Raw genomic sequence first — 24,092 nt, 5'->3', positions numbered from 1 at the left:
CCCCACTTTTCCCGCCGTGACCACGGCTTACCGCAGCCACGCGTACTCGCGGTGGAACTCACTGATCTGCCGGAGCACGAGGCGTTCGGTCCGCCCCGGTTCCAGCACCTGGGCGGGTATCAGCGACTCGTCCAGCTTCCAGTTGCGGGTGCCGAATCGCACCGCGCCCTCGCCGGTCAGCAGCCGCTCGTACTCGTCGATCGACAGCGGGTACCGGCTGTCCAGCGCCTCCGCGATGCCCGCGGCCCGCAGCCGCTGCTGTCCTCGCGGTGTCACCACACCGCTGTAGAACTCGGAGGAGCAGCCCGAACCGTAGGAGAAGACGCCGATCCGCTTGGGTCGGTCGATCTCAGCGTTGTCGATGGTGCTCGCCAACGAGACGAACACGGTGCCGCCCATGGCGTTGCCGGTGCGTTGGCAGTACCGGATGCCGGGCAGGACCCGGCGTTCGAAGTCCTCCTCGATGTCACCGCGCGCGGCACCGGTCAGCCTGCGCATCATCGTCCGGTGCGCACCCTTGACCATGCCGCCGAACGGCGTGTGGAACGCCAGGTAGTGGAAGGATTTCCGGTAGTCCACGTCCGCGACGCGTCGCCGGTACTCCAGGAAGGTCTGCTCGCAGCAGTTCAGGTAGGACATCAGGGACAGGTCCGCGTCGCCTGCCTCGCTGTCCGCGGTGGGACGACAGGTGTCCATCACCTCGTGGCCGTAGTAGCCGTTGGCCCCGGAGTCGACCTGGAAGACTTCCGGGGTGTCGCTGATCAGCATGGCGACCGCGCCCGCACCGGAACTGGGTTCGGCGAACGACCAGTCCTCCGTCAGCGCGTCCCCACCCTCCACCACGGTGAACCGCGAGATGTCGGTGGCGACCACCAACGCCTTCGCGCCCGGTGACGCCTGGGACAGGATGAAGTTCACCGCCGTCTGGAACCCAGCGGTGCCCGAGTAGCAGGCGCTCTTGACCTCGAACAACCTGCAGTTGCGGCTCAGGCCGAGGTGGTGGTGCACGTAGGTGCTCAGCGACTTGCCGAAATCGATGCCGGACTCGGTGCAGGTGATCAGCACCTCGATCCGGTCACGCTCCTCCTCCGGCATCGCGGCCACTATCGGCGCGGCGGCGTTGACGGCGAAGGTGACCGGGTCCTCGCTGGGCAGCGCCACCGCCTTCTGCCGCATCAGCAGGTTGGCGAACCTCGCGGCGTCCAGACCCCGGTGCTCGACCAACCCCATGACGTCGAGAAACGCGGTCCCGCCGAACACGTTCATCGCCTCGATGCCAGCGAGAACCACGTGCTGCCCCCTCGATCGTCTCGTGTCTGTGCTGTGTGCGCGGTCAACCCGCGGCGACGGCCGGGCGAATGCGGTCGAGCAGGGAGGTGAGGACCCGGCCGGTACCCACTTCCGTGAACTCCGTCTCGCCGTGGTCGAGCAGTCGACGCACGGTCTCCGCCCACCTGACCGGGGCGGTGATCTGGTCGACCAGGTTGCGCGCCACCGAGCTGTGGTCGTACGCCTCGGCGGTGGCGTTGGCCAGCACCGGGATCTTCGGTGGGGCGAACGGGAAGTCGTGCTCGGCCAGGTACGCCTCGAACCGGTGCCGCGCGTCGGCCATGTACCGGCTGTGGAACGCGCCACTGGTGCGCAACACCGTGCAGGTGATCCCGCCCGGCAGCGCTTCGAACAAGGGCTTGGCGGCCACCACCGCCTGGCGCGGTCCGGAGATCACGACCTGCGTCGGCGCGTTGTCGTTGGCGATGTCGACCTGCTCGGTCAGTCCGTGGGCGTCGAGCGCCTCCGCCACTTCCGCCCGGGTCAGCCCCACCACGGCGGCCATCCCCCCGCCGCCGATCCGGCCCATCAGTTCGCCGCGCTTCTTCACCAGGCGCACCCCGGTGGCGAAGTCGAACACCTCGGCGGCGAACAGGGCATTGTACTCGCCGAGGCTGTGCCCGATCGCGTACGCGGGCGCGGGTTCGCCGTTGCGCCTGCGCTCCAAGTGGTGCAGCGCGTTCACCACGAAGATCGCGGGCTGCGCGTACTGCGTCTCGTCGAGCAACCGGTTGGGGTTCTCCAGGCACAGCTTTTCCAGGGAGTAGCCAAGGATTTCACCGACTTGTCCGACCTCATCGGGGAACCTGTCGAACAACGCCTTCCCCATGCCTTTTCGCTGTGATCCCTGCCCGGGAAACATCAGTACGACCATGCGTCACCCCACGATCTTCCCATGTCCTTCTTGGAATTCGAGGACTCTTCCGAACCGGCGGAACCGCGTGGGTCAGACTGCGATCTTCAATTCGGTGAAAGCACGCACCGCAAGCCCCTTGGAGCGCTCCGGCTCAGCGACCAAGCCGATGTCACCGAAAAGCTCGACGATCCGCCGGAAAGCGACCTCGCCCTCCATCCGGGACAGCACCGCGCCGAGGCAGTAGTGGATTCCACCACCGAACGAGAGCGGCTGACCACCGCGACGGCGGATGTCGAAGTCATCCGGCGCGTCGAATCGCCGCGGGTCGCGGTTCGCGGCTCCGATGAGTCCCATCACCATCTGGCCGCGCTCGACGGTCGTGTCGCCGATGCGCACGTCGGCCGAGGCGCGGCGGCCGAAGTACTGGACCGGCGCGTCCCAGCGCAGCACCTCCGACACGGCGTTGCCCGCCAGGCCCGGGTCCGCGCGCAGCGCCGCGTACTGGTCCGGGTGCGTGATCAGGGCGTGCAACCCGTTGCCGAGCATGCTCGACGTCGTCTCGTGGCCCGCCGAGAACAGGAAGATGATGTTGTTGACGAGCTCGTGGTGTGCCAACTCGCCCTCATCCGCCGTCGGCACCAACGCGGACAGGAGGTCGTCGCCCGGCTCCTCGCGGCGCAGTCCGACCAGTCGGTCGAAGTAGTCGAGGAACCAGGAGCACGCCTCTTCGGCGCGACGCAGCGCGGCCTCGCTGATCACCGGGTCGAGCAGCGGCAGCAACGCCGTGGAGTGATCCTTGCAGGTCACGTGGTCCGCCTCGGGCACACCGAGCATCTCGCAGATCAGCGCGACCGGCAGCGGCTGCGCCACCGCGGCGATGAAGTCACCGCCGCCGTCGGCTGCGAACCGGTCGAGCAGCGCGTCGACCTTCCGCTCGACCCTCGGGCGCAGCGATTCGACCCGCGCGGGTGTGAACGCGCGGGAGAAGTGGCGCCGGATGCGCGTGTGCTCCGGCGGGTCCAGGCCGAGCAGCCAGGAGCGCGACGCCAGGTCGACGGAGGACTCGGGCACGAAGTTGCCGAAGAAGCGCTTCTGCTCGGACCGGCCCAGGGAGTTGTCGCGCAGCACCGCGTCCACATCCGCGTGGTGACTCACCAGCCACCCGTTCAACCTGGGGTGGTGGTGCAACGACCCCGCGTCGCGGATGCGCGCGTACCGGCTGTACGGATCACGGACGAATTCATCTGACAGCGGGTCGAACAGCCCGGCCACAGGGCTCATCCCCGAGGCCGCGCCAGTCTTGTCGGTCATGCGAAATCCCCCATTTGGCACAACATCCCGATAAATTCATGCTACTCGTCACACACCAGTTCGCGGCACGTGCACACAAAAGGACCGAACGAAAAGAAGACATAGACCAAGAATTGCCACTCAACGTTGAGGTGACAGATCCCCCAGATATGTCAACCATAGGCCGAAGTTTGGCCCCCCAGCCCAGCGGCACTGTTGTGAGGGTTTCACCCCAGGCCTCGACCGAGGATGCCACAGACCGCCCTCGGCAGGCAACCCTCCGTCACGAGTCTCTTTCCTGATTACTTCCCGACTGGTAGCGTGAGATGTCGAGCGAGCAGAACATGATCTTGTTCCACGCCGCGGACGCCGACACGAGCCAGCTTTGGCATTTCTTTACCGCTCGACTTCGCAACCCCATTGACGGCGAGCAGGCTCACCCCTGCCCCGCAGGCGGGAGCGACCCGTCGAGCCTCGGCGTGCGCATTCCACCGGGGGCTTTGAGGAGCACAGTTGATCAAATCAGGCGACGACTTCGACGTGATCGTCATCGGTGGCGGGCCTGGAGGCGCCGCCACCGCGGGATTGCTGGCACGGGAAGGACACCGCGTCCTCGTGCTCGAGCGGGAGAAGTTCCCCCGCTACCACATCGGCGAGTCACTGATCACCGGCGCGCTGCCCACCTTGGAGGACCTGGGCCTGCTCGACCGCATGGACCAACTCGGATTCACCAAGAAGTACGGCGGAACCCTGTTGTGGGGCAAGAACAACCCGCCGAACGCCCAGAGGTCCGAGGAGCCCGCCGAAGGGGCTCCCGGCCCCGAGACGTGGGGGTTCCGGTTCGCCGAGGCGTCCAAGTACGAGCACTCCTACCAGGTGCGCCGTGCGGACTTCGACGCGCTGGTGCTCGCCCGCGCCCGCGAGCTCGGTGCCCAGGTGCTGGAGGAGACGACCTTCCACGCGCCGGTCCTCGATGGCGACCGCGTGGTGGGCGTGACCTACGGGCAGCGCAACGGGCAGGAGCGCCGCACGGCCAAGTGCCGGTTGCTCGTCGACGCCTCCGGCCAGGCACACGTGCTGGGCCGGGAGTTCGACTGCGTCCAATGGCACGAGGACTTGCGCAACATCGCTGTGTGGAGCTACCTACAGGGCTGCAAGCGCTACACGGCGGGCAACCACGCGGGCGACATCCTCACCGAGAACCGACCGGACGGGTGGTTCTGGTTCATCCCGTTGTCCGACGGCACGGTGAGCGTCGGGTACGTCACCCCTGTCGAGCGGTACAAGCAGTCCGGCATGAGCCTGGAGGAGCTCTACGAATCGGAGATGGCCCGGACGAAGGAGGTCTCCAAGCTCACCGACGGGGCCTTCCGCGCCAGCGGCTTCCGCACGATCCGCGACTGGTCCTACACCTGCACGCGGTTCCACGGACCCGGTTGGGCGATGGTGGGTGACGCCGCGGCCTTCATCGATCCACTTCTGTCCACGGGCGTGACGCTGGCGATGCGCGGTGCCGCAGGCTTGTTCGAGGCCGCGCACACCGCGTTGACCGAGCCCGATCGGGAACTCGCGGTGCTGGCCCGGTACGAGGACGACTACCGCGCCTTTCTCGACTCGCTGTTGGACTTCGTGCGGTTCTTCTACAACAAGTCCTTCAGCAAGGAGGACTACTGGGACAAGGCACAGCAGACCGTCGACCCGGAGAAGGTCCGCTCCCGCCAAGCCGACTTCGCGACCGTTCTGTCGGGCTTGACCGGCATGCGGGAGATCTTCGAGGCAGCGGCCGATGAACCCCACGCGCCCGCCGGGGGTTGAGGTGGTGCACTCCGCGTCCGCGGTGGCGCCGATCGGCGGTCATCCACTGCTGGTGTTCCTGTTGCAACTGTGCGCGTTGCTGGGACTGGCCGTGTTGCTCGGCAGGCTGGCGGTGCGCCTGGGCATGTCCGGGGTGGTCGGCGAGTTGTGCGCCGGTGTCGTCCTCGGACCATCGTTGCTGGGGCACCTGGCGCCGTCGGCGAGTCGGTGGCTGTTCGCCGCCGACCCCGCGCAGTTCCACCTGCTCGACGCGGTCGGGCAGGTGGGGCTGCTCCTGCTCGTCGGTTACACCGGCACGCACATCGATCTCGGTTTCATCCGGCGCAAGGCGACCGCGGCGGCGCGGATCAGCGCCTCCGGCCTGCTCCTGTCCCTCGGCCTGGGTATCGGAGCGGGGTACACCCTGCCCGCCGCGTTGGTGCCCGCAGGCACCGATCGGAGCGTGTTCGCCTTCTTCCTGGGTGTCGCACTGGCGGTCAGCGCCATCCCGGTCCTGGCCAAGACGTTGATGGACCTCGGGTTGTTGCACCGCGACATCGGCCAGGTGACGCTGTGCGCGGTGATGATCGACGACACCGTCGGCTGGCTGTTGCTGTCGGTGGTGACCGCACTGGCCGTCGGGACCGTCACGACAGGCGGAGTGGCCCTGTCGGTGGGCAGCGTGCTGCTCGTCGTCGCCTGCGCGTGGCTGCTGCGCCCGGTGCTGCGCGCGGTGCTCCGGACTGCCGGGGGCGGCAACCAGGCCGGCGGCCAACAGGTCGCGGTGACGGCGCTGCTGATGCTGTTGGGCGCCGCCGGGGCCCAGGCGGCCGGGTTGGAGGCCGTCTTCGGGGCGTTCGTCATGGGCATCGCGGTCAAGAGCACGGGCGAGGTCGCCGTCGCCCGACTCGAGCCGATGCGGACCGGGGTGCTCGCGGTGCTGGCACCGATCTTCTTCGCCACGGCGGGCTTGCGCATGGACCTCACCGCCCTGGTGCGGCCCCCCGTTCTGCTCACCGGCCTGGCAGTGCTGCTGTGCGCGGTGATCGGGAAGTTCACGGGCGGCTACCTGGGCGCCCGGCTGAGCGGGTTCAACCACTGGGAAGGGCTCGCCATGGGCGCGGGTGTGAACGCCCGCGGGGTCATCGAGGTGATCATCGCGATGGTCGGGCTGCGCCTGGGGGTCCTCAGTCCGGAGATGTACACCATCATCGTCCTGATCGCCATCGTCACCTCCACGATGGCCCCGCCGCTACTGCGGTTCACCATGGCGAGGGTCGAGCACACCCATGAGGAGCGACAACGCGCGCGAACACACGGCGTGACGACGCCCGAGGTGGCCTGAACGCGGGTCCGGGGTCGCGGCGATCCCGTCGCGACCCCGACTGCTCCCGCTACCGCGTCGGAGTCACACGCATCAGCCCGAGTCTCGGGGTGAACGTCAGGTATAAGCCGTCCACCGCCTTTTCCGGTGCCACCGGTTCGTCACGCATGCGCTGTAGATGATTGAAGGGGTTCCGATCACCACCCCGCTTGCCGGTGAGGTCGGACACCACCAAGTCGTACGCGGCCTCCTTCGCGTCCTCCATGTCCTCGATCCCGGAAATAATCCGGAGGAAGGTGTCATGGAGGCTCAGCTCGTCTTTTTCGCGAGCCGACAGACCTTGCGCGTGGTAGAAATGGTAATCCTTCCCGCGGTAACTCTCGTAAAACGCCGAAACCAACAGCACCATCCGCTCGTACGCCCGCCGGTACATCCGCTGGTAGAAGCCGAACGACTCGCCCTCGGTCAACTCGCCGCGCAGCACGCTGCTCAAACTCGCGGCGGCCACCATCCCGCTGTAGGTGGCGAGGTGGACGCCCGTCGACAGCAGTGGGTCGAGGAATGCGGCGGCGTCGCCGCTGAGCACGTAACCCGGCCCGGTGAACGACTCGGCGGAGTACGAGTAGTCCTGTTCGAGCCGGATGTCCGAGATCGCCTCGGCGCCCCGGAGGAGCTCCTTGACACCGGGGCACTGCTCCACCGCCTCGTCGTACACGGCGTCGTTGCCGCCGAGTTCGGCGCGGCGTTCGTTGAACCGGTCGCGGTTGGAGACGTAGCCGACGCTGACCGTGCCGTCGTGCAGCGGGATCACCCAGAACCAACCGCCGGGCGTTGAGCAGACACCGGTCGCCCCCTCCAGGTTGCCAGCCAGCTGACCTGTACCTTTCCAGTACTTCCAAGCCGCGATGTTCTTGAACCTGTCGTTGTACCGACGGTTCTTGAGGTACCGGTTGGCGAAGACGCCGCCCCGACCCGAGGCGTCCACGACGTAGTCGAAGGCGATGCGCCCCGAGCGGGCGGAGTCCGTCGAGTCGACCCACTCGGCCGCGACCGCCCGTCCACCGCGGTCGAACTCGATCTTGCGCACGGTCACCCCCTGGTGCACGTCGGCGCCGAGTTCGGCCGCGTGGTCGAGCAGGATCTCGTCGAACTGCGAGCGCACGACCTGCCAGGCGTACGCGGTGGTGTCGCCCAACTCGTTGAAGGACAGGGACCACTCGTCCGGCCCCCACTGGAAAAACACCCCCCGCTTGACCTGAAAACCGTGCTTCTCAATTTTCTCCCGTGCCCCCAGGAGATTCAGGATCGGCAACGAGGAAGGGAGGATCGACTCACCGATGTGGTAGCGGGGGAACTTCTCCCGCTCCACCACGGTGACCTCAAAGCCTTCCCGCGCCAAAAGGCCTGCGGCCGTGGAACCGGCGGGACCCCCACCGATTACCAGAATCTGTGCGAACTCGCGCATGAATGAAGCCTCCGTTCTCCGACGGGTTCAGCGCAAATCTACCAGCCATCGATCTCCGTAACACCCCTCTTCCGAGGGAACGGAGCAAATCGTAATTTCGCGAGCCGATGCACACACAATGGAGACCATGAGGGGCGCAACAAAGAACGCGCACCGCCGATATTGGCGGCACGCGTGTCCGAGCCGCGGTCAGGCCATTCTTTGCCGGACTTCCGCGGCGATGTCCCGGTACAGCAGGTCGCTCACACCCAGGACCCCGCGCATGAGCCCGAACCCGTGGACCGCGGGGTAGTCCCGGTGCTCCGTCGGCACGCCCGCCGCTCTCAGTCGCTCCGCGTAACGACGACCGTCGTCGCGCAGCGGGTCGTACTCGGCCGTGGCGATGAACGCGGGCGGCAGGTTCGCGACGTCCGCCGCGCGCAACGGCGAAACCCGGTGGTCGTCGGCGTCGGTGGAGTTCCCGAGGTAGTGCCCGAAGAACCAGCGCATCGACTCCCGCTGGAGCAGGTACCCCTCGGCGTGGTCGCGGTAGGACCGCGTTTCCGTGCCCGTATCGGTGACCGGGCAGACCAGGACCTGGCACCTCAGCGCGAACCCTGGCTCATCCCGGGCGCGCAACGCCGTCACCGCCGCGAGGTTGCCGCCCGCCGACTCACCCACCACTGCGATCCGCTCCGGGTCCAACCGCAACTCGTCCGCGTGCAGGCGAACCCACGAGGTGGCGGCCCAAGCGTCGTCGACCGCGGCCGGGAACCGGTGCTCAGGCGCCTTGCGGTAGGCAACCGCGACCACCGCGCACCCGGTACTGTTCGCCAGGGCGCGGATCGTCGGGTCGCAGGCGGCCACCGACAGGGTGACCCAGCCGCCGCCGTGGAAGTAGACCAGGCACGGGAACGGGCCTGCGCCCTCCGGGTAGTACACCCGCACCGGTACCCGAGCGGACGGGCCGTCGACCTCGTGCCGAACTATCCGGGCGACCGGTTCGACGGGGCCCTGCAAAGGCAGGAACTCCCAGGCCGCCAATCTCGCCTGGGCAACGGTCAACTGTTCCACCGGCCGGATTCCGGCGGCGGCTGCCTGGGTCAGCATCAGGCGCACCTGAGGATCGAGCGGCAACGCTTCCCCCATCTCGTTGTCGTACTCCCGGCGAAGATTGTAGGCGAGTGGATCGACACCTATCCAGTGGTTTCCACCCACTGGATAGGGTATCCTGCCGGACAGACGGTCGAGCTGGCCACCTTCGGCCTCGGGTCGTCGTGGCGACCTCAGTGACACCCGATTCTTCGCCTTACTCCCAATACCTTTTCCACCGAGGGGGCCAGTCATGGACGAGTTTCGAACCGACACCGAAAGCGTGCGTTTGTTACAACTCAGCGGAGCTTACCTACAGGCACGCGCCGTACACCTGGCAGCGAAGCTCGACCTGGCCGACCTGCTCGTGGACGGCCCTCGCAGCGCAGCGGAACTGGCCGGGGAAACGGGGACGAACCCGGATGCGCTGTACCGGTTGATGCGACTGCTCGCCGGGTGTGGGATTTTCACCGAGCAGAGTTACGGGATTTTTTCGCTCACCAACCTCGGTGAGCGGCTCACCACCGACCACCCTTCTTCGGTGCGCACCAAGGTAGCGATGAACGGTTTTCTGGCGAGCGTTTTCACCAATGTCGAGTACAGCCTCCGAACTGGCAAGCCCGCCTTCGACGAGGAATTCGGTCAGCCCTTTTTTCAGTATCTCCGCGAGCACCCGGAAAAAGGGGCGCTGTTCGCCGCCGGGATGGCCGAGCAGAGTCGGATCGAGGCGACCGCGGTACTGGAATCGCACGACTTCGCGGCAGCCGGTCCGCTGATCGATGTCGGAGGCGGCAATGGCGCCCAACTCCTGGCCATCGCCCAACGGCACCGCGCACTGCGGGGCGTGCTGTTCGACCAGCCGCAAGTGGCCGAGGCGGCCGGGCGGCGGTTCGCCGAGCACGGGGTGGCGGACCGGTGCACGGCGATCGGCGGGGACTTCTTCGCGGACGTGCCCCCCGGTGGTCGGACCTACCTGTTGAAGTCCGTGCTGCACGACTGGTCCGATGACGACGCGCGCACGATCCTGACCTCGTGCCGCCGGGTGATGGGCCCCGGCAGCACCCTCCTCGTGGTCGAGCGGGTGCTGCCGGAGGGCGACGCGCCACACCCGTCCAAGGCGTTCGACCTGGCCATGCTGGTCCTGCTGGGAGGGCGGGAGCGCACCGCGAGCGAATACACCGCGCTGCTCACCGAGACCGGTTTCCGCCCGACGCGGACGGTGGCCACCGGGTCGCCGCTGAGCATCATCGAGGCAGTGCCCACCGACTGACCCGAACTCACCGCGGCGGGCGCTTCCGGACCCCCGCGAACGCCACCCACGCCCGAGCGGCGGCAGCAACGCCCGTGACCGGGTCGCGGGCGTTGCTGCCGGACAGTGACGGTTCGCGCCGACCCGGCGGCGCCGAGATCAGCGCGATCGACGCATGCGCACCACCGGCTCCGGCGAAAGCACCACGCCGCGGCAGTCCACGACCAGTTCACCCGCGGTGTGGGCAGGCTGCCCCGCACTGCCCGGCGCGGACGGCGGTCGGGGGCGATCCCGACGACGTCCTGGCCCACGCACGGCCGCCGGCTCCCGCTACCACGACCCACCACCGTTGTCACGGTCCGGACCCTGGCCGTCGCCGCGAGCGTTCACCTGCGCCACGACTTCCTCCAGCACCTCTGAGCCTCACCGCCCGGCGCGGTGCGCCAGGTTGACGGCGAAACGCTGCCGCGCAGCCCGCCACCCGCTCCGGCCAGACTTCGAGCGCCACCTCGAACCGAGGGGCAGCGGCGGCACGACCACCCTCGTGCACCTCCGCAGCGTGCACGTCCCAACGGGCCGCGGCGACCGAACGCACCGAGTCCGAGGGGGGACGACGTCACGCGGGCCGTGCGGCCGGTGGTCATCGACCCACCCGTGGTCACCGCGGTGGTGGGGAACGGGATGAGGCCGACCCGGCTCGTTGCTGTCCGGGGTTGCTGAGCTCAGACAGGCTTGTGCGTTCCTGGCGCCCTGCCCGGTCAGCCCCAGGTGATCGGCAATTCGCGGACGCCGTACACCAGCGTGTTGTCCTTGTAGCGCACCGACTCGCGCGGGACTGCCAGGCGCAGGTCGGGGATGCGGCGGAACAGGCGCGTCAGGGCCTCCTGCAACTCCACCCGCGCAAGCTGCTGGCCGACGCACTGGTGGGTGCCGAAGCCGAAGGCGATGTGCTTGCGCGGGGCCTCGCGGTGGAAGTCGAGCTTGTCGGCGGCGGTGAACTGGGCTTCGTCGCGGTTGGCGGAGTTGAGGGCGGCGACGAGCCACTCGCCCGCCTTGACCGCCCGGTCGCCGACGCGGGTGTCCTCGGTGGCGTAGCGCAGGACGCCGAACTGGACCACGGACAGGTAGCGGAGGAGTTCCTCGATGGCGTTCTCCGGTTCGGCGAGGACCGTGTCGCGCTCCTCCGGGTGGTCCAGGAGGGCCAGGGTGCTCAGCGCGATCATGTTGGCCGTGGTCTCGTGGCCCGCGACGAGCAGGCTGAGGCCGAGGATGATCAGCTCCGGCATGGTCAGCGGGTCGCCCGCGGCCTCGGCCCTGGCGATGATCCTGCTGATCAGGTCGTCCTGGGGGTCGCGGAGCTTGCCCTCGAACAGGGTGCCGAGGTAGCCCGCCAGCTCACCGAACGCCTGCTGGCCCTCTTCGAGCGTCATGTCGGTGCTGACCAGGACCGTGCTCTGGGTCTGGAACCGGCCGCGGTCGGCGTACGGGACGCCGAGGAGTTCGCAGATCACCAGCGACGGGATCGGCAGCGCGAAGTCCTCCACCAGGTCAACCGGCCCGTCCTTGGCCAGCATGGCGTCGATGTGGTCCTCGACGAGCTGCTGGACGTAGGCGCGCATGGTCTCCACCCGCCGCACGGTGAACTCCGCGACCACCAGCTTGCGCACGCGGGAGTGCGCCTCGCCGTCGAGTTGGATGATCGACCCGGGCGGGGGTTCCTCGTTCGGGTCGCCGCCCGCGTTGACGTGCACCGACGCGCCGCCGCGCGAGCTCATCGACCGGTCGGCGAGCAGTGCCCGCACGTCGCCGTAGCGGGTGACCAGCCAGGCGTCCATGCCGCCCGGGCAGCGGACCTTCGCCACCGGGTCGTCCTCCCGCAGGCGGGAGTAGAGCTCGGGCGGGTCGAAGGGGCACCCGGTCGGCCGCCCCGTGGGCAGGGCCGGGATCTCGGTTTCCGCGGTCACAGCAGATCACGCCTCTCGTCGGTGGGGAGGGCTCCAGAACAGACCGATGATCCACACCAACGCCCCCGGGCGATACCGCCAGCCCGGCAGGATCGCCGAACGGGTGAATAAACGCAAGGTGGCCCTTGTTCGACCCGATGAGAGCAGCAACCGAGAAGGGCGGATCATGAAGGCGATCGTCTACCGCGACAACGGCGGCCCCGAGGTCCTGGAACTGGTCGACCGCGACCTCCCCGAGCCCGGTCCTGGCGAGGTCCGGGTCCGGGTGGCGGTGTCGGGGGTCAACCCGACCGACTGGAAGACCCGCGCCGGTGCCACCAACCCGAAGCTGTTCCCCGAGGTCACCCCGCACCTCGACGGCGCGGGCGTGGTCGACGCCGTCGGCGCGGGGGTCGACGGGGGTCGGGTCGGGCAGCGCGTGTGGCTGTTCATGGCCACCGCCGGTCGCCCCACCGGGACCGCCGCCGAGTTCACCGTGGTGCCCGCCGACGCGGCCGTGCCGCTGCCCGACGGCGCCGGGTTCGACCTCGGTGCCTCGCTCGGCGTCCCGGCCCTCACCGCGCACCGCGCCCTCACCGTGGCCGAGGACGGGCCGACCCGCCTGCACCCCGGCGCGCTCGACGGCAGGGTGGTGCTCGCCGCCGGTGGGGCCGGGGCGGTCGGCCACGCGGTGATCCAGCTCGCCCGGTGGGCGGGGGCCACGGTGATCAGCACCGTCAGCGGCCCGGAGAAGGCCCGGCTGGCCACCGCGGCGGGCGCCCACCACGTCGTCAACTACCGGGAGGGCGACCCCGCCGCGCGGATCCGCTCCCTCGCCCCGGACGGGGTCGACCTCGTCGCCGAGGTGGCGCTGGGGGCGAACCTCGACCTCGACCTGGCCGTCCTGCGCACCCGGGGAACGATCTCGACCTATGCCAACGACGGGGACAAGCCGGTCGGGCTCGACGTCCGCCAGAACATGATGCTCAACACCCGCTACCAGTTCCTCGTCCTCTACACCGTGGGGCAGCAGGCGCTCACCGCGGGCGCCGAGGACGTCGCCGCCGCGGTCGGCGACGGGGCACTGCCGGTCGGCGAGGAACACGGCCTCCCGCTGGTCCGCTTCCCCCTCGACCGCACCGCCGACGCCCACCGCGCGGTCGAGGCGGGCGCCGTCGGCAAGGTCGTGGTGGACATCGACTCCTGACGGCCCCGGAACCGCGCGGTCGGGACGCCGTCGGCTACGCGCTGACGCAGTCCGCCCGGGTCGCCAGGGGCACCCCGGTGCGGTCGGCGTCGCTGTGCCGGGGCTGGTGGCGCAGCAGGAACCCGTTCTCCTGGAACGAGGTGAGCCCGAACTTCTGCGCCATCCGGTGCTCCGGCTTGGGCTCGGCGAACACCTGCTCCACGTCGAAGGCCCCGCCGAACCGCTCCGCCACCTCGCTCAGCCCGACGGAGAACGGGGGCGAGGGCAGCACCGGCGCGTACTCCAGGGTGTTGAGGAACCACGTCGCCCCGGGCCGCACGAGCCGGGTGACCGCCTCGACGTAGCGGGTGCGCATGTCGGGCGGGAACGCGATGAGCGAGGCCCGGTCGAACACCACGTCGACCGGGCCGACCTCCTCGGTGGTCAATGCGAAGAGGTCCTGGTTGCGCAGCACGACGTTGCCCGCGCGGAACACCCCTGGCGACTCCTCGACCGGGGTCAGCCCGTTCTCGGTGAAGAACTGCTCGACCGCCGCCGCCACCAGTTCCACGCCCACCACCTCGCGGGCGTGCTCGGCGAAGAACAGCAGGTCCACCGTCTTGCCGCACAACGGCACGAGCACCCGCGCGTCCGCCAGCAGGCCGGTCTCGGCCAGCCAGCGGGCGTGCGGGTGCACGGCGGGGACGTGGAAGCTGGTCTTGGTGCCGCCTTCGCGCCAGGAGTCGAACCAGAAGTCGGGTTCCACCGTCAATCCCTCTTCGCTGCTCGGGGCCGCTCGTCGCGAGCGACTGTCCTGATCACAATCGTCCGCCGGAGCCGGAACGTGAGGCCCCATTCGGACGAACCCGCGTCGAGTCGGGTGTGGACCGTCTCAGGCCACGTCGTCGAAGACGAAGCGGACGGTGCCCGCGAGGGCGAGCATGGGCACGCCCGAGGCGGCCAGGTCGTGGGCGCCGGGGGTGTGCCTGCTGGAGCGGGCGGGGGCCGTGTCCCCCTGCGGGCCGATCATGCTCGCCCCGGCGTGGGTCCCCGCCTTCGCCTGGCGCAGGAGCTTGCGCCAGAGCTTGAGGGTCTCCTCGTCTTCGGATTCCAGGCCCAGCACGGATTGGCGCAGACCCCCCGGGGTGGGGTGGGCGAGGTCGAGGACCAGGACCTCCGGGTTGGCGGCCAGGTAGAGGTGCGGTGCGGGGGCGCCCAGCACCGGCGGGGCGGGGTGCAGGCAGACGCGGTCGACCCGCGCTCCCAGTGCCGCCGCAGCGGCAGCGACGTCGCCGTCCGCGGCGGGCCGCACGCGGTGGTCCGGGGTGATGCCCTGGACCACCGCGTGCAGCCCGTGGTCGGTGACCCAGCGCTGGGCCCAGCCGAGCAGTTCGCGCGGGTCGGCGTGGAACTGCCACTGCTGGTTGGTCACCGGGTGCTCGCCGTCAGTTGTAGGGGTGGAAGTGCATCTCCAGACCTGCCTTCTCCTCCAGGTCCTTCATGGCCGCGACCTCGCGCTTCACCGGTTGCCCGGTGGTCTGGTAGCGCTTGCCGACGTTGACGCCGTAGCGGGACCCGTCGGGGCGTTCGACCAGGATATCCGGGCGGCGGCTGCCCTTCGCCCCGCCGGGGGTCGGGATCACGGCCTCCTTGAGGCCCGGTCGCTGCCCACCCGCGACGACCTTGTGGCCGGGCGGGAGGTTGTCGGCGACCTCGGCGATCTTCTGGTTGTGCGGTCCGGTGCCCGCGGGCTTCGGGCCGGGCTTGCCGCCGCCGCAGTTGTGCACCAGCAGGTCGCTGGTCCCGGCGGCGACGTGGTAGGTGTGCGCGCCGTCGACGGTCAGGTTGTGGACCCTGGCCTGGGCGGTGCGCTCGCCCAGTGCGGTCACGGTGACCGGGCCGCTCGGGGTGAGCAGCACGTCACCGACGTCGAGGTCCTCGGCGGCCACCCAGTCGCCCTCGTCGACCACCCAGAACGGGTGCCCGTCGGTGGCGACCACCAGGCCCTCGGCGTCGCCCGCCGCGCCGTCGGTGTCCACGGTGACGTCGACCAGGTCCTTGGCCCCGTCGCCGGTGATCAGGGCGGTGACCGGGCTCGGGCCGCCGCGGCCCGTCACCGGGTCGGTGGCCCACACCAGGTCGCCGACCCGCACCTCGCCGATCGGCTTGCGCGTGCCGTCGGCCATGAGCACCGGGGTGTCCGGCAGGAAGCTGTTGGCGACCGGGCACGGCAGGTTGGAGGTGACCTTCTTGGTGGTGTCGGCCGTGTTCTCGGCCGCCCTGGCCGCGTCGGTGCCCTTGTCGACCGCCTTGGCCGTCGACTGGGCCGCGGACAGGGCGCGCTCGGCGTCGTGCGCCCGGTCGACCGCCTTGACGACCTCGACGCCCTTCTCCGCCGCGCGGCCCGCCTTGATCAGCGCGCCCGCCCCGCCTGGCACCACCGGCAGCACCAGCGCGGCGCCGTCGGCGACGATGCCCACCGCGTCCACCGCGGCGGCCCAGCCGTTGCCCTCCTTGACGTTGCTGACGAAGCTCGCCACGCCCATGCCCAGGCTGATCGCGTCCCAGGCGCTCTCGACCCACATCCCGTTCGGGTCGGTGTACTTGATCGGGTTGTTGCGGGCGTAGGTGTAGGTCGAGAGGTTGAACGGCTGGTAGACGCCCCCGCCGGGAGACCCGGCCAGGTAGTCCTCCATCGCGGGGTCCGGGCTCTGCCACAGCTGCGTGCGCGGGTTGTAGTAGCGCGCGCCGTAGTAGTAGAAGCCGGTTTCCTCGTCCAACTCCTTGGAGCCGTACAGGTACGGCACCGGGGTGGGCTGGGCCGGGTGCTCCGACACCCAGCTCTCGCCGAAGGCGAAGTACTCGGTGTGCTCGGTGAGGTTGGCGTGCTCGTCGGTGACGAACCCGGAGGAGCCCAGGTGGTCGGCGTGGAAGAAGAAGTGGTGGTTCTCGTAGGTGGAGTCCGGCTTGACCGTCTTGGTCGCGATCCGGATGTCGCCGACGTACACGTGCTTGTAGCTGGTGCCGTTGCGCTCGCTGTAGGCGCGGTTCGGGTAGATGTGCTGCGGTCCGGCGTTCTTCACCACCCGGTTGCCGTCGGCGTCGTAGACGTACCGGACGGTGGCGGGCTGCTTCGGCGAGGTGCAGCTGCTCGGGTCCTGCGGGATCGTGGTGTTGCGATTGTGGTCCTGGTTGCAGGCGAGGCGGTTCTCCTCGTCCCACACCAGTTGCCTGCGCTTGCCCGGGGCGGGCGGCAGCGTGTTGACGGTGTCGATCAGGTTGCCGTTGGCGTCGTAGGCCTGGTTGATCGGGCCGATGGCACTGGGCGCGTGCGGCTTCCCGCTGGCGTAGGCGTAGTTGTAGTCGTAGGTGGTGTCCTTCTGGACCTGGGCGTTCTCGCCCGGCTGCGCGGCGGCGGGCTGGTAGACCGGCTCGTCGGGCGGCTCGATCGGGCCCAGCGGCTGACCGGTGGCCGGGTCGGTGATCGGCTCGTCGACGAGCGTGGCCGGGGGTTCCTGGACCGCGACCGGCGAGCTGGTCGGGTTGACGACGATCTCGTGCCGCTGGTTCTTGGCCGTCAGGTTGTTGATCGAGTCGTAGGCCAGGGTCGTGCTGTAGCGGTCGAGCTTGTTGTCCTTGTTGCGGTAGTTGCCGCTGGCCGAGGTGACCCGGTACAGGTCGTCGTAGCCGTAGGTCTGCACGCTCGGCCCGCCGATGGGCTTGCCGTGCGGCAGCGGCACGGTGTTGGTCACCGAGGTGACGTTGCCGACCTTGTCGTAGCTGTAGGACAGGTCCTGGAACCGGTGGCCGTCGGGGAGCTGGGACTTGAGCGCGGCGAGCTGGCGGTCCTCCGGGTCGTAGGCGTAGGTGGTGCGCACGCCGGTCCCGGTCTCCTGCAGCAGCCGCTGGCTGAACTTGTCGTAGTCGAGGCGGGCGAGGTAGGTGTAGTCGAACCCGCCCTTGGTGCCGGTGGCCCGGTGGACCTGGCCGCCGGAGTCGTAGTCGTAGGTGAGCACCTCGCCGTCGGGGTAGGTCATGCCGAGGACCCGGTTGAACGCGTCGTAGCGGTACTCGGTGGTGTAGGTGCGGGCCGGGGTGACCAGCGCGGTGACCGCGCGGGTCTCGCGGACCGTCTCCCCCAGCGGCCCGTAGGCGCGGGTGACCGTGCCCGCCGCGTCGCGGACCTGGGTGACGCGGTTGGCCCCGTTGTCCGGCGCCCCGGGAGCGCCGTAGGTGTAGGTGACGTCGTTGCCGGTGAACACCGGGTAGCGGATGCCCGCGATGCGGTTGTACTGGTAGTCGTACTCGATGGCCTTGCCCGCCGCGCGGAGCTTGGCGGTCGCCTTGCTGACGACGTTGCCCGCCGGGTCGTACCGGGTCTCGGTGCGGCCCTGGTCCGGGGTGTGCAGGGCGGTGCGGCGGCCGAGGTTGTCGTACTCGGCGAGGGTGGTGTTGCCCTTGTCGTCGACGACGGAGGTGAGCTGGTCCATCGGGTCGTACCCGTAGCTGGTCCAGATCGGGGTGCCCGCGTTCACCTCGCGCACCGACGTGGTCAGGCCGCGGGTGTCGGCGAAGGTGCGCCGCTGCTTGCCGTTGGCGTCGGTGCCGGTGGTCTCGAACCGGGTCGCCCCGGAGCGGTCCTGGCCGAAGCCGTAGGCCATGGTGGACGCCGACTGGTCCGGCAGCTCCGAGCGCAGGGTGCGGTCGAGCACGTCGTAGCTGAGCCTGCTGGGCGGCACGGAGTCGAAGGTGGCGTTGAAGGCGGTGTTGCCCGCACCCTTCGGCTCGGTGACCGGGTAGAACTGCTCGGCGACGCGGCCGACCAGGTCGTAGGTGGCCCGGCCGGACACGATCATCACCGTCTCCGGCGCGACCCCCGGAGCGGTGGACACCGAGGCGTCCTGCTTGGTCTGGAGCTGGCGCTTGATGCCGTCGGAGAACTGGACGGTGTCGATGGTGTCCTCGCGGACGCCGGTGGCGGTGCGGTCGAGGTGGCGGGTCACCGCGTACGGGGTGGGCGCCTCCGGGTGGTACTCGAAGTCGATCGTCGGCCGGGGCCCGCCCAGCTCGTGCGGTCCGGTGACGGTGTCGACCCGGCCCGCGGGGTCGTAGGTGGTGAGCTGGCGCTGCCCGTTCTGGTCGGTGGACAGGGCGGGCAGGCCGAAGCGCAGGTCGTGCGTGGTGGTCGAGACGTACCCGAAGCTGTCCTTGACGTGCTCGACGTGCGTGGCCACGACGGTGTCGTAGCCGTAGTCGAGGCGGAAGCGCTGCCCGCCCTTGTTGGCAGGCCCGGTGAACGAGCGCAGGTTGCCGTTCGGGAAGTACTCCATGTCGCTGACCGCGGCGGTGCCGTCGGCCAGGTGCTCGCGGACCGTGCGCACGTCGCCGGTGGCGCAGTCGAGCACGGTCTCGCGGTGGCGCAGCGTCGTGGCCGGTGAGCTGCCGCCCTCGCGCAGCGAGGTGGGCACCCCCACGATGTGCCGGTCGCGGCAGGCCGCCACCGAACCGGAGTAGCCGAACACCGCCACCACGTCGTCACCGGGGCCGTCGTCGGCGGCGTCGAACGACCGCACCAGGTTGCCCAGCTCGTCGTAGGACATCTCGGTCCGCGTGGACTTGCCCGGGTTGGGTTGGCCCTCGTAGAAGTGCGTGTCCGTCCGCGACAGGAACGGGAACACCGCCTCGGCGGTGGCGGCCGGGTTGCCCGGTCCGCCGGTGCCGACGTCGCGCAGCTCGTAGGTGTTGACCTTCTCCACGAACCGCTTGCCCGCGGCGTCGGCGGTCACCGACCGCGTCTCCAGGCCGCGCGTGTAGTGGCTGTCGGTGCGGTACTCGGCGGTCTTGGACCGGTAGAGCGCGTCACCCGCGCCCGCGTCCCGCTCCTCGGTGACCACGGTGCCGTAGCCGAGGAACTCCCGCTCCAGCCGGTCGTAGCGGCCCTTCTCGTAGCGGAAGGTGTTGACCTGGGTGTCCTGCCCGTCGCCGGGGTGGCCGTCGTGGACGCTGGTCCGCGCGAGCACCCACTTGGAGTCGGGCTGCTCGGGGGTGTTGCCCGAACGGGCGTAGTCCAGGTCGATCTTGCCGCCCATCGGCCGGGTGACGGCGCGCAGCAGGTTGGTGCGGCCGGTCCGGTTCTCCGCCACGACCAGCTCGCCGTCGCTGCCGGAGCGCACGTGGTCGACGTAGCCGTCGCCGTTGACGTCGCGCAGCGCCACCTCGGTGCGGCCGATGCCGGTGTTCACGTCCGCGCCCGGGTTGAACACGATGCACCCGAAGACGAAGCAGAACCCGAAGGTGAAGTACACGCCGCCGCCGAGGGAGGCGTTGCCGTCCTTGGCGATGTCGCCGAGGCTGCCGCGGAACGGGGTGGGCGCGGTGAACCCGCTGCCGGTGTTGATCGCCACGCCGACCGGCTGGCCGTCGTTCTTGAAGACCCGGTCCGCCAGGCCGTCGCCGTTCATGTCCTGGAGGCTGGCGTCGGTCACCGAGGAGCCCAGGGCGGCGGAGACACCGCCCGCGAAGCCGTAGTACTGGGTGTTGAAGCCCAGGTTAACGCCGCCGTTGGTGGTGGTCCCGGCGTTGACCGGACCGCCGGGCCACGGCTCGGGGTCGGCGAAGGAGTAGCCGAGGTTGAGCGCGGCCCTGCCGTCGGCGAACACCTTGTCCGGCAGCCCGTCGCCGTTGATGTCGATCAGGTCGTGGCCGGTGTCGGACTCGCCACCGCCGAGGTTGCCGCCGATGCCCAGCGACGGCATCTCCGCGCCGGACTTGGCCCCGGCCGCCGACCGGCCGCCGGAGGGCGCGTCGAGGCCGCGGGCGGTGCCGCTGGTGCGCGCCGGGCTGCCCGCGTTGGCCGAGACGCTGTAGGCCAGCGAGTCGCCCTCGCGCACGTCGCCGCCGATCGAGCCGTGCTTGGCGCCCAGGCCGCCGACCATGTCGGAGTACTGCACGCCCGCGGAGCCCACGACGTCGGGGAAGCGGTCGCCGTTGAGGTCGATGAAGTCGACCTCGCCGGTGTTGGAGCCCTTGGCAACGCTGGCGCCACCGCCGATCGGGATGCCGGGGACGCTGACGCCCAGGGAGGTGGAGACCTGCTCGGTGCTGCCGCGCCTGGCCACGCCGGTCGCGCCCGCGAGGTCTGCGTCGGTCAGCACGTCGATGGTGTCCAGGCCCAGCCGGGAGCTGGACGCGGTGTCGGCGGCGACCCAGGTGCCCTCGTCACCACCGGCCCAGCGGTCGAGCGCGGGCTGCGGGGCGAACACGACGACCCGCGGCGCCGGGGCGGCGGGGTTGTCCTCGAAGCCGGGGACGTCGGCCTCGGTGGGGCCGTCCGGCAGGGAGTCCTTGTAGCTCTCGTCGAGGACCAGGTCGGACAGTGCGATCGGGGCGGCGGCCCGGTCGCGGTTGCCCTGGTAGCCGATGCTGCCCCAGCCGCGGTGGGGCTGGGCGAAAGCGCCCTGCTCGGCGGAGGCGTGCAGGGCCGTCGGCACCGCCGAGCCCGCTGATCCGTCGTAGCTCAGGGTCGCGGACTGGTTGGTGAGCCTGGGCAGCAGGGTCGGGTCGGTGGTGGAGAAGTCGAAGTGCAACTGGTCGCCCTGGCTGACCTGGGCGGTGACGGCGAGCGCGTCGGGGCCGGGGATCTGCCCGTCGACGATGTCGATGACGCGCTTGGCCAGCAGTGCGCCCGCCTTCTTCACGGTGAACACCGCGCGGGTGTCGCGCTGCTCGCCCGCGAAGTTCACCGCCAGCGTCGGCCGCACGGTGATCTGCCCGTCCTGCGTGGCCGTGTACGAGCCCTGCGGCGCGGTCAGCGTCGTCTGCGGGTACAGGTCGAGGTCGTAGGGCGGGGAGATGACCAGGGTCGGGTTGCCCTGACCGTCCACGACGGACTCGACGCCGTCGGCGGCGGTGTAGTGCGCGCGGGGCGCCCAGTGCAGGGTGCCCGCGTCGATCGGCGAGTCGACCCGCAGCCGCCAGGACAGCGTGTCGTTGGCGGTGACGGGGATGTCGAGGTCGACGGTCGCGGTCCCGGCGGCGCCACGCGCCAGCGCGTGCGAGTACACGTCGGTGCCGTTGCGGGAGATGACCACGGTGACGTCGTCGGTGGTCGGCCCGGTCTTGCTGACGTCGCCGGACAGGTGCAGCGTGCCGGTCACCGGGGCGGTGACGAGCGACGGGCGCCCGCCGAGGGTGAAGTCGCGCGAGGCCAGGTACTCGGTGTTCGACAGGCCGTTGACGTCGGTGGTCGCAGGCATCCCCAGGTAGGTGACCTTGGGGTCCCAGGACACCGCGTCGAAGCGACCGTCCAGGACGGACTGCACGCGGAAGAACAGCGCCTCGCCCTTGTGGACGGTGATCGAGCCGGTGCCCGCGGGGGTGTGCGTGCCGTGGTCGTCGGGTCCGATGCGCTGCGCCCACAGCTCGGTGCCCTGGTGCTGCACGGTGACGCGGACGCCGTCGGCCTTGGTGTGCGCCGCGCGCTCGGGGCTGTTGTCGGCGAGCAGCCGCACCCCGCCCTCGACCTTGACCGTGCCGTCGAACGGCGCGACCCAGCGGCGGACGCTGTCGAGCAGCGGGAACGTGTCCACCTGCTTCTCGAACTCGGCGGTCCGGTCGCCCACGACGGTGCCGGAGGCGGTGCCCGTGCCGACCGGCACACCGGTCGCGGCGCTGTCGGCGGTGTAGGTGGTCTTGCCGTCGGTGCCGAGCTTGCCGAACAGCACGCCGCCGTTGTTGACCAGGTCGGTCACGCCGTCGCCGTTGACGTCGGCGAAGTAGCGGTCGGAGGTGGTGCTGCCCGCGACGTAGTCGAGCTGCGCGGCCACGCCGAAGTAGCTCTCCACGCCGACGGTGCCGGAGTTCGTGCGGTCCTTCGAGATGCCGGGCAGGCCCTCCAGCTTGATCGGCGTGTCACCGAAGCGGGGCTGCCCGCCGGGGCCGGACTGGTTGGGGCGGTAGAAGATCCCGCTGCCGGTGCGGAACACCTTGTCGGGGAGGTTGTCGCCGTTGACGTCGGTCAGCGCGAGCAGGCCCTCCGAGGAGCTGGTGGAGAAGCCGACCTTGACGCCCGCGGAGTTGCTCTTGGTCGGCGAGGACGGGTTGTAGCCGACGTAGAGGTGCCCGCCGCCGCCGGTGGAGGTGCTGGCGCCGAGGGCGCCCGCTTCCCCGTCGCGCACGTCGGCGCCGAGGCCGTCGTCCGGCACGGTCCAGCCGGACGCCGCCGCGAAGGCGTCGTAACCGCCCTGCTGGTCGCGGACGTCGTCGAAGTAGTCGAACGAGTGGGAGGTGAACACCGAGTTCGTCGAGTCGAACTGGGTCACCGACGCCAGCAGGGTCTTGGCGAACGCGCCGCCGCGGTAGCCGAGCTCGTAGGCGCGCACGAGCTGGTCGTCGAGCCGCACCTCGACGCGGCGCAGCAGGTCGGCGGTGACCCGCTTGAACCCGGAGCGCGCGTCGATCTGCACGTCGGCGCGCCGGGGCTCGCCGCGCTCCCGGTCGCGGTCGAAGGTCACCGAGTAGCGGCCCGCGGCGCCGCCGTGCCCGGTGTAGGAGATCCGCTCGGGGTAGAGGTTGCTGCCCGGCACGGTCGCCCCGGCGACACCGCCGTCCTCGACGCGGGAGTACTCGTACTTCACGAAGTTGTCGCTGGTGTCGCGGGTCTCGCGCAGCGCCCAGGTGGCGATGTTGCCCGCCGCGTCGGTCAGCGTCGTGGCCTGCGCGCCGCCGAAGGTCATCCGGGTGCCGGACTTGTCGGTGACCTCCCACCAGTAGTCGGCGGGGGTGGAACCGTGCCGGACGATCCGCTCGAACCGGCCCTCGACCCGGGTGTGGAAGACCTTCTCCGCGGTGCGGGGCACCAATTCGCCGCGGTGGGCGACCGGGGTCAGCTGCTCCCCGTTGAACATGTAGGTCTCGGTTTCGAGGCCACCGTCGTAGCGCGGCACGCCCCAGCGGGTGTCGAGGGTGAGGGCGGGCAGCGCCAGGTCCCAACCCACGCCCGCCCAACCGTTCCCGCCCGCCGAGGTGTACTGGACCGCGAGCGAGGGGGCCAGCCCCGCCCGCCCCGGCGGCACCTCGATCGGGTAGGACAGCCGCGCGTCGCCGCTGTTGTTGGCCGAGGGCGCCGAGACGAGTTCGACGTTGGCCCCGGGGTCGGCGGCCGTGATCCCCTTGAGCTGGTTGGGGTTGAACGACGACCCCTCCGGGTGGTCCGGCACGTCCGAGGCCCCGGCCCCCGGTGACGACCCGGTACCCGCGGTCCCGCTCAACCCTCCCGTCGGGGTGAGCGTCGAGAGCACTAGGGTCAAGACCACCCCGAGTGCCGCCACCGACTTGCCCTTGCGCGCACGCCACACGGCCACGGCGACACTCCCTCGTTGATCCGCAGGTCTGGGAGCCGCTTCGGCGACCCGTCCACGGCCGTTACCGGCGCGCTCGCCGATCAGGAGCAGGCGGAGGGCTCCGCACCGGCGGCCCCGACCCTGGTGAACTGGACATACGCCCGATCAGGAACGTTGTGGACGTGCAACGAGCACGCAGCGTCATCACTCGGGTGGAGTAGTGGCGCCCGGCTTTCTCAGATGGA

13 protein-coding genes are annotated in these 24,092 nt (G+C 70.1%); 4 read left to right on the top strand and 9 right to left on the bottom strand.

Features of this window, described 5'->3' with window-relative positions; translation table 11 throughout:
• Window positions 1-27 precede the first annotated feature (27 nt).
• The 3 genes from L6E12_RS05535 to L6E12_RS05525 all read right to left on the bottom strand — a co-directional run bounded on the left by L6E12_RS05535 (window position 28) and on the right by L6E12_RS05525 (window position 3,496).
• On the bottom strand, window positions 28-1,290 hold the full coding sequence (locus L6E12_RS05535; protein ID WP_236226790.1) for a hydroxymethylglutaryl-CoA synthase: 1,263 nt from the start codon (window positions 1,288-1,290) through the stop codon (window positions 28-30).
• 43 nt (window positions 1,291-1,333) lie between these two features.
• Entirely contained in the window at window positions 1,334-2,191 is an 858-nt protein-coding gene (gene fabD, locus L6E12_RS05530; protein ID WP_255683069.1) for an ACP S-malonyltransferase, read from the bottom strand.
• Between the two features lie 84 nt (window positions 2,192-2,275).
• Window positions 2,276-3,496: a cytochrome P450 gene (locus tag L6E12_RS05525; RefSeq protein WP_236226788.1), complete on the bottom strand. Its 1,221-nt coding sequence runs from the start codon at window positions 3,494-3,496 to the stop codon at window positions 2,276-2,278.
• A gap of 492 nt (window positions 3,497-3,988) precedes the next feature.
• Between L6E12_RS05525 and L6E12_RS05520 the strand changes: the two genes are divergently transcribed.
• Both L6E12_RS05520 and L6E12_RS05515 read left to right on the top strand, forming a co-directional pair.
• On the top strand, window positions 3,989-5,290 hold the full coding sequence (locus L6E12_RS05520; RefSeq protein WP_236226787.1) for an NAD(P)/FAD-dependent oxidoreductase: 1,302 nt from the start codon (window positions 3,989-3,991) through the stop codon (window positions 5,288-5,290).
• Window positions 5,262-6,614, top strand: a complete 1,353-nt coding sequence (locus L6E12_RS05515) for a cation:proton antiporter (RefSeq protein WP_236226786.1) — start codon at window positions 5,262-5,264, stop codon at window positions 6,612-6,614. Before L6E12_RS05520 ends, L6E12_RS05515 begins: the two co-directional genes overlap by 29 nt.
• Before the next feature lie 49 nt (window positions 6,615-6,663).
• Here L6E12_RS05515 and L6E12_RS05510 read toward each other — a convergent pair whose 3' ends face one another.
• Together L6E12_RS05510 and L6E12_RS05505 are read right to left on the bottom strand one after the other, a co-directional pair.
• Window positions 6,664-8,058, bottom strand: a complete 1,395-nt coding sequence (locus L6E12_RS05510; RefSeq protein WP_236226785.1) for an NAD(P)/FAD-dependent oxidoreductase — start codon at window positions 8,056-8,058, stop codon at window positions 6,664-6,666.
• A gap of 189 nt (window positions 8,059-8,247) precedes the next feature.
• Window positions 8,248-8,985, bottom strand: coding sequence for an alpha/beta hydrolase (locus L6E12_RS05505; protein WP_236226784.1), 738 nt, complete (start codon window positions 8,983-8,985; stop codon window positions 8,248-8,250).
• A gap of 397 nt (window positions 8,986-9,382) precedes the next feature.
• On the opposite strand from L6E12_RS05505, the gene L6E12_RS05500 reads away from it, so the two are divergent.
• Window positions 9,383-10,399 (top strand): acetylserotonin O-methyltransferase, encoded by a 1,017-nt coding sequence (locus L6E12_RS05500; protein ID WP_236226783.1) that lies wholly within the window; start codon window positions 9,383-9,385, stop codon window positions 10,397-10,399.
• Between the two features lie 737 nt (window positions 10,400-11,136).
• Here the strand turns inward: L6E12_RS05500 and L6E12_RS05495 are convergent.
• Window positions 11,137-12,342: a cytochrome P450 gene (locus L6E12_RS05495; protein WP_236226782.1), complete on the bottom strand. Its 1,206-nt coding sequence runs from the start codon at window positions 12,340-12,342 to the stop codon at window positions 11,137-11,139.
• A gap of 166 nt (window positions 12,343-12,508) precedes the next feature.
• On the opposite strand from L6E12_RS05495, the gene L6E12_RS05490 reads away from it, so the two are divergent.
• Complete coding sequence (locus tag L6E12_RS05490; RefSeq protein WP_236226781.1) at window positions 12,509-13,528, top strand: NADPH:quinone reductase; 1,020 nt, start codon at window positions 12,509-12,511, stop codon at window positions 13,526-13,528.
• Window positions 13,529-13,562: 34 nt separating this feature from the next.
• Here L6E12_RS05490 and L6E12_RS05485 read toward each other — a convergent pair whose 3' ends face one another.
• The 3 genes from L6E12_RS05485 to L6E12_RS05475 all read right to left on the bottom strand — a co-directional run bounded on the left by L6E12_RS05485 (window position 13,563) and on the right by L6E12_RS05475 (window position 23,868).
• Window positions 13,563-14,273 carry a thiopurine S-methyltransferase gene (locus tag L6E12_RS05485; RefSeq protein WP_236226780.1) on the bottom strand — a complete coding sequence of 237 codons (711 nt, stop codon included), beginning with the start codon at window positions 14,271-14,273 and terminating at the stop codon, window positions 13,563-13,565.
• 126 nt (window positions 14,274-14,399) lie between these two features.
• Window positions 14,400-14,939, bottom strand: a complete 540-nt coding sequence (locus tag L6E12_RS05480) for a hypothetical protein (RefSeq protein WP_236226779.1) — start codon at window positions 14,937-14,939, stop codon at window positions 14,400-14,402.
• A gap of 13 nt (window positions 14,940-14,952) precedes the next feature.
• On the bottom strand, window positions 14,953-23,868 hold the full coding sequence (locus L6E12_RS05475; RefSeq protein WP_236226778.1) for a SpvB/TcaC N-terminal domain-containing protein: 8,916 nt from the start codon (window positions 23,866-23,868) through the stop codon (window positions 14,953-14,955).
• Between the last annotated feature and the right edge of the window lie 224 nt (window positions 23,869-24,092).

Source organism: Actinokineospora sp. PR83, assembly GCF_021056305.1.
In the GTDB taxonomy this organism is placed as follows: domain Bacteria; phylum Actinomycetota; class Actinomycetes; order Mycobacteriales; family Pseudonocardiaceae; genus Actinokineospora; species Actinokineospora spheciospongiae.
The sequence above is the reverse complement of the archived record's forward strand: the minus strand, read 5'-3'. Positions and strand labels throughout refer to the sequence as shown.

Bases quoted from the DNA above. Each gene is read 5' to 3' on its own strand.
- L6E12_RS05515 (WP_236226786.1), top strand. From the start codon at position 5,262: ATGAACCCCACGCGCCCGCCGGGGGTTGAGGTGGTGCACTCCGCGTCC.
- L6E12_RS05500 (WP_236226783.1), top strand. From the start codon at position 9,383: ATGGACGAGTTTCGAACCGACACCGAAAGCGTGCGTTTGTTACAACTC.
- fabD (WP_255683069.1), bottom strand. From the start codon at position 2,191: ATGTTTCCCGGGCAGGGATCACAGCGAAAAGGCATGGGGAAGGCGTTG.
- L6E12_RS05510 (WP_236226785.1), bottom strand. From the start codon at position 8,058: ATGCGCGAGTTCGCACAGATTCTGGTAATCGGTGGGGGTCCCGCCGGT.
- L6E12_RS05490 (WP_236226781.1), top strand. From the start codon at position 12,509: ATGAAGGCGATCGTCTACCGCGACAACGGCGGCCCCGAGGTCCTGGAA.
- L6E12_RS05525 (WP_236226788.1), bottom strand. From the start codon at position 3,496: ATGACCGACAAGACTGGCGCGGCCTCGGGGATGAGCCCTGTGGCCGGG.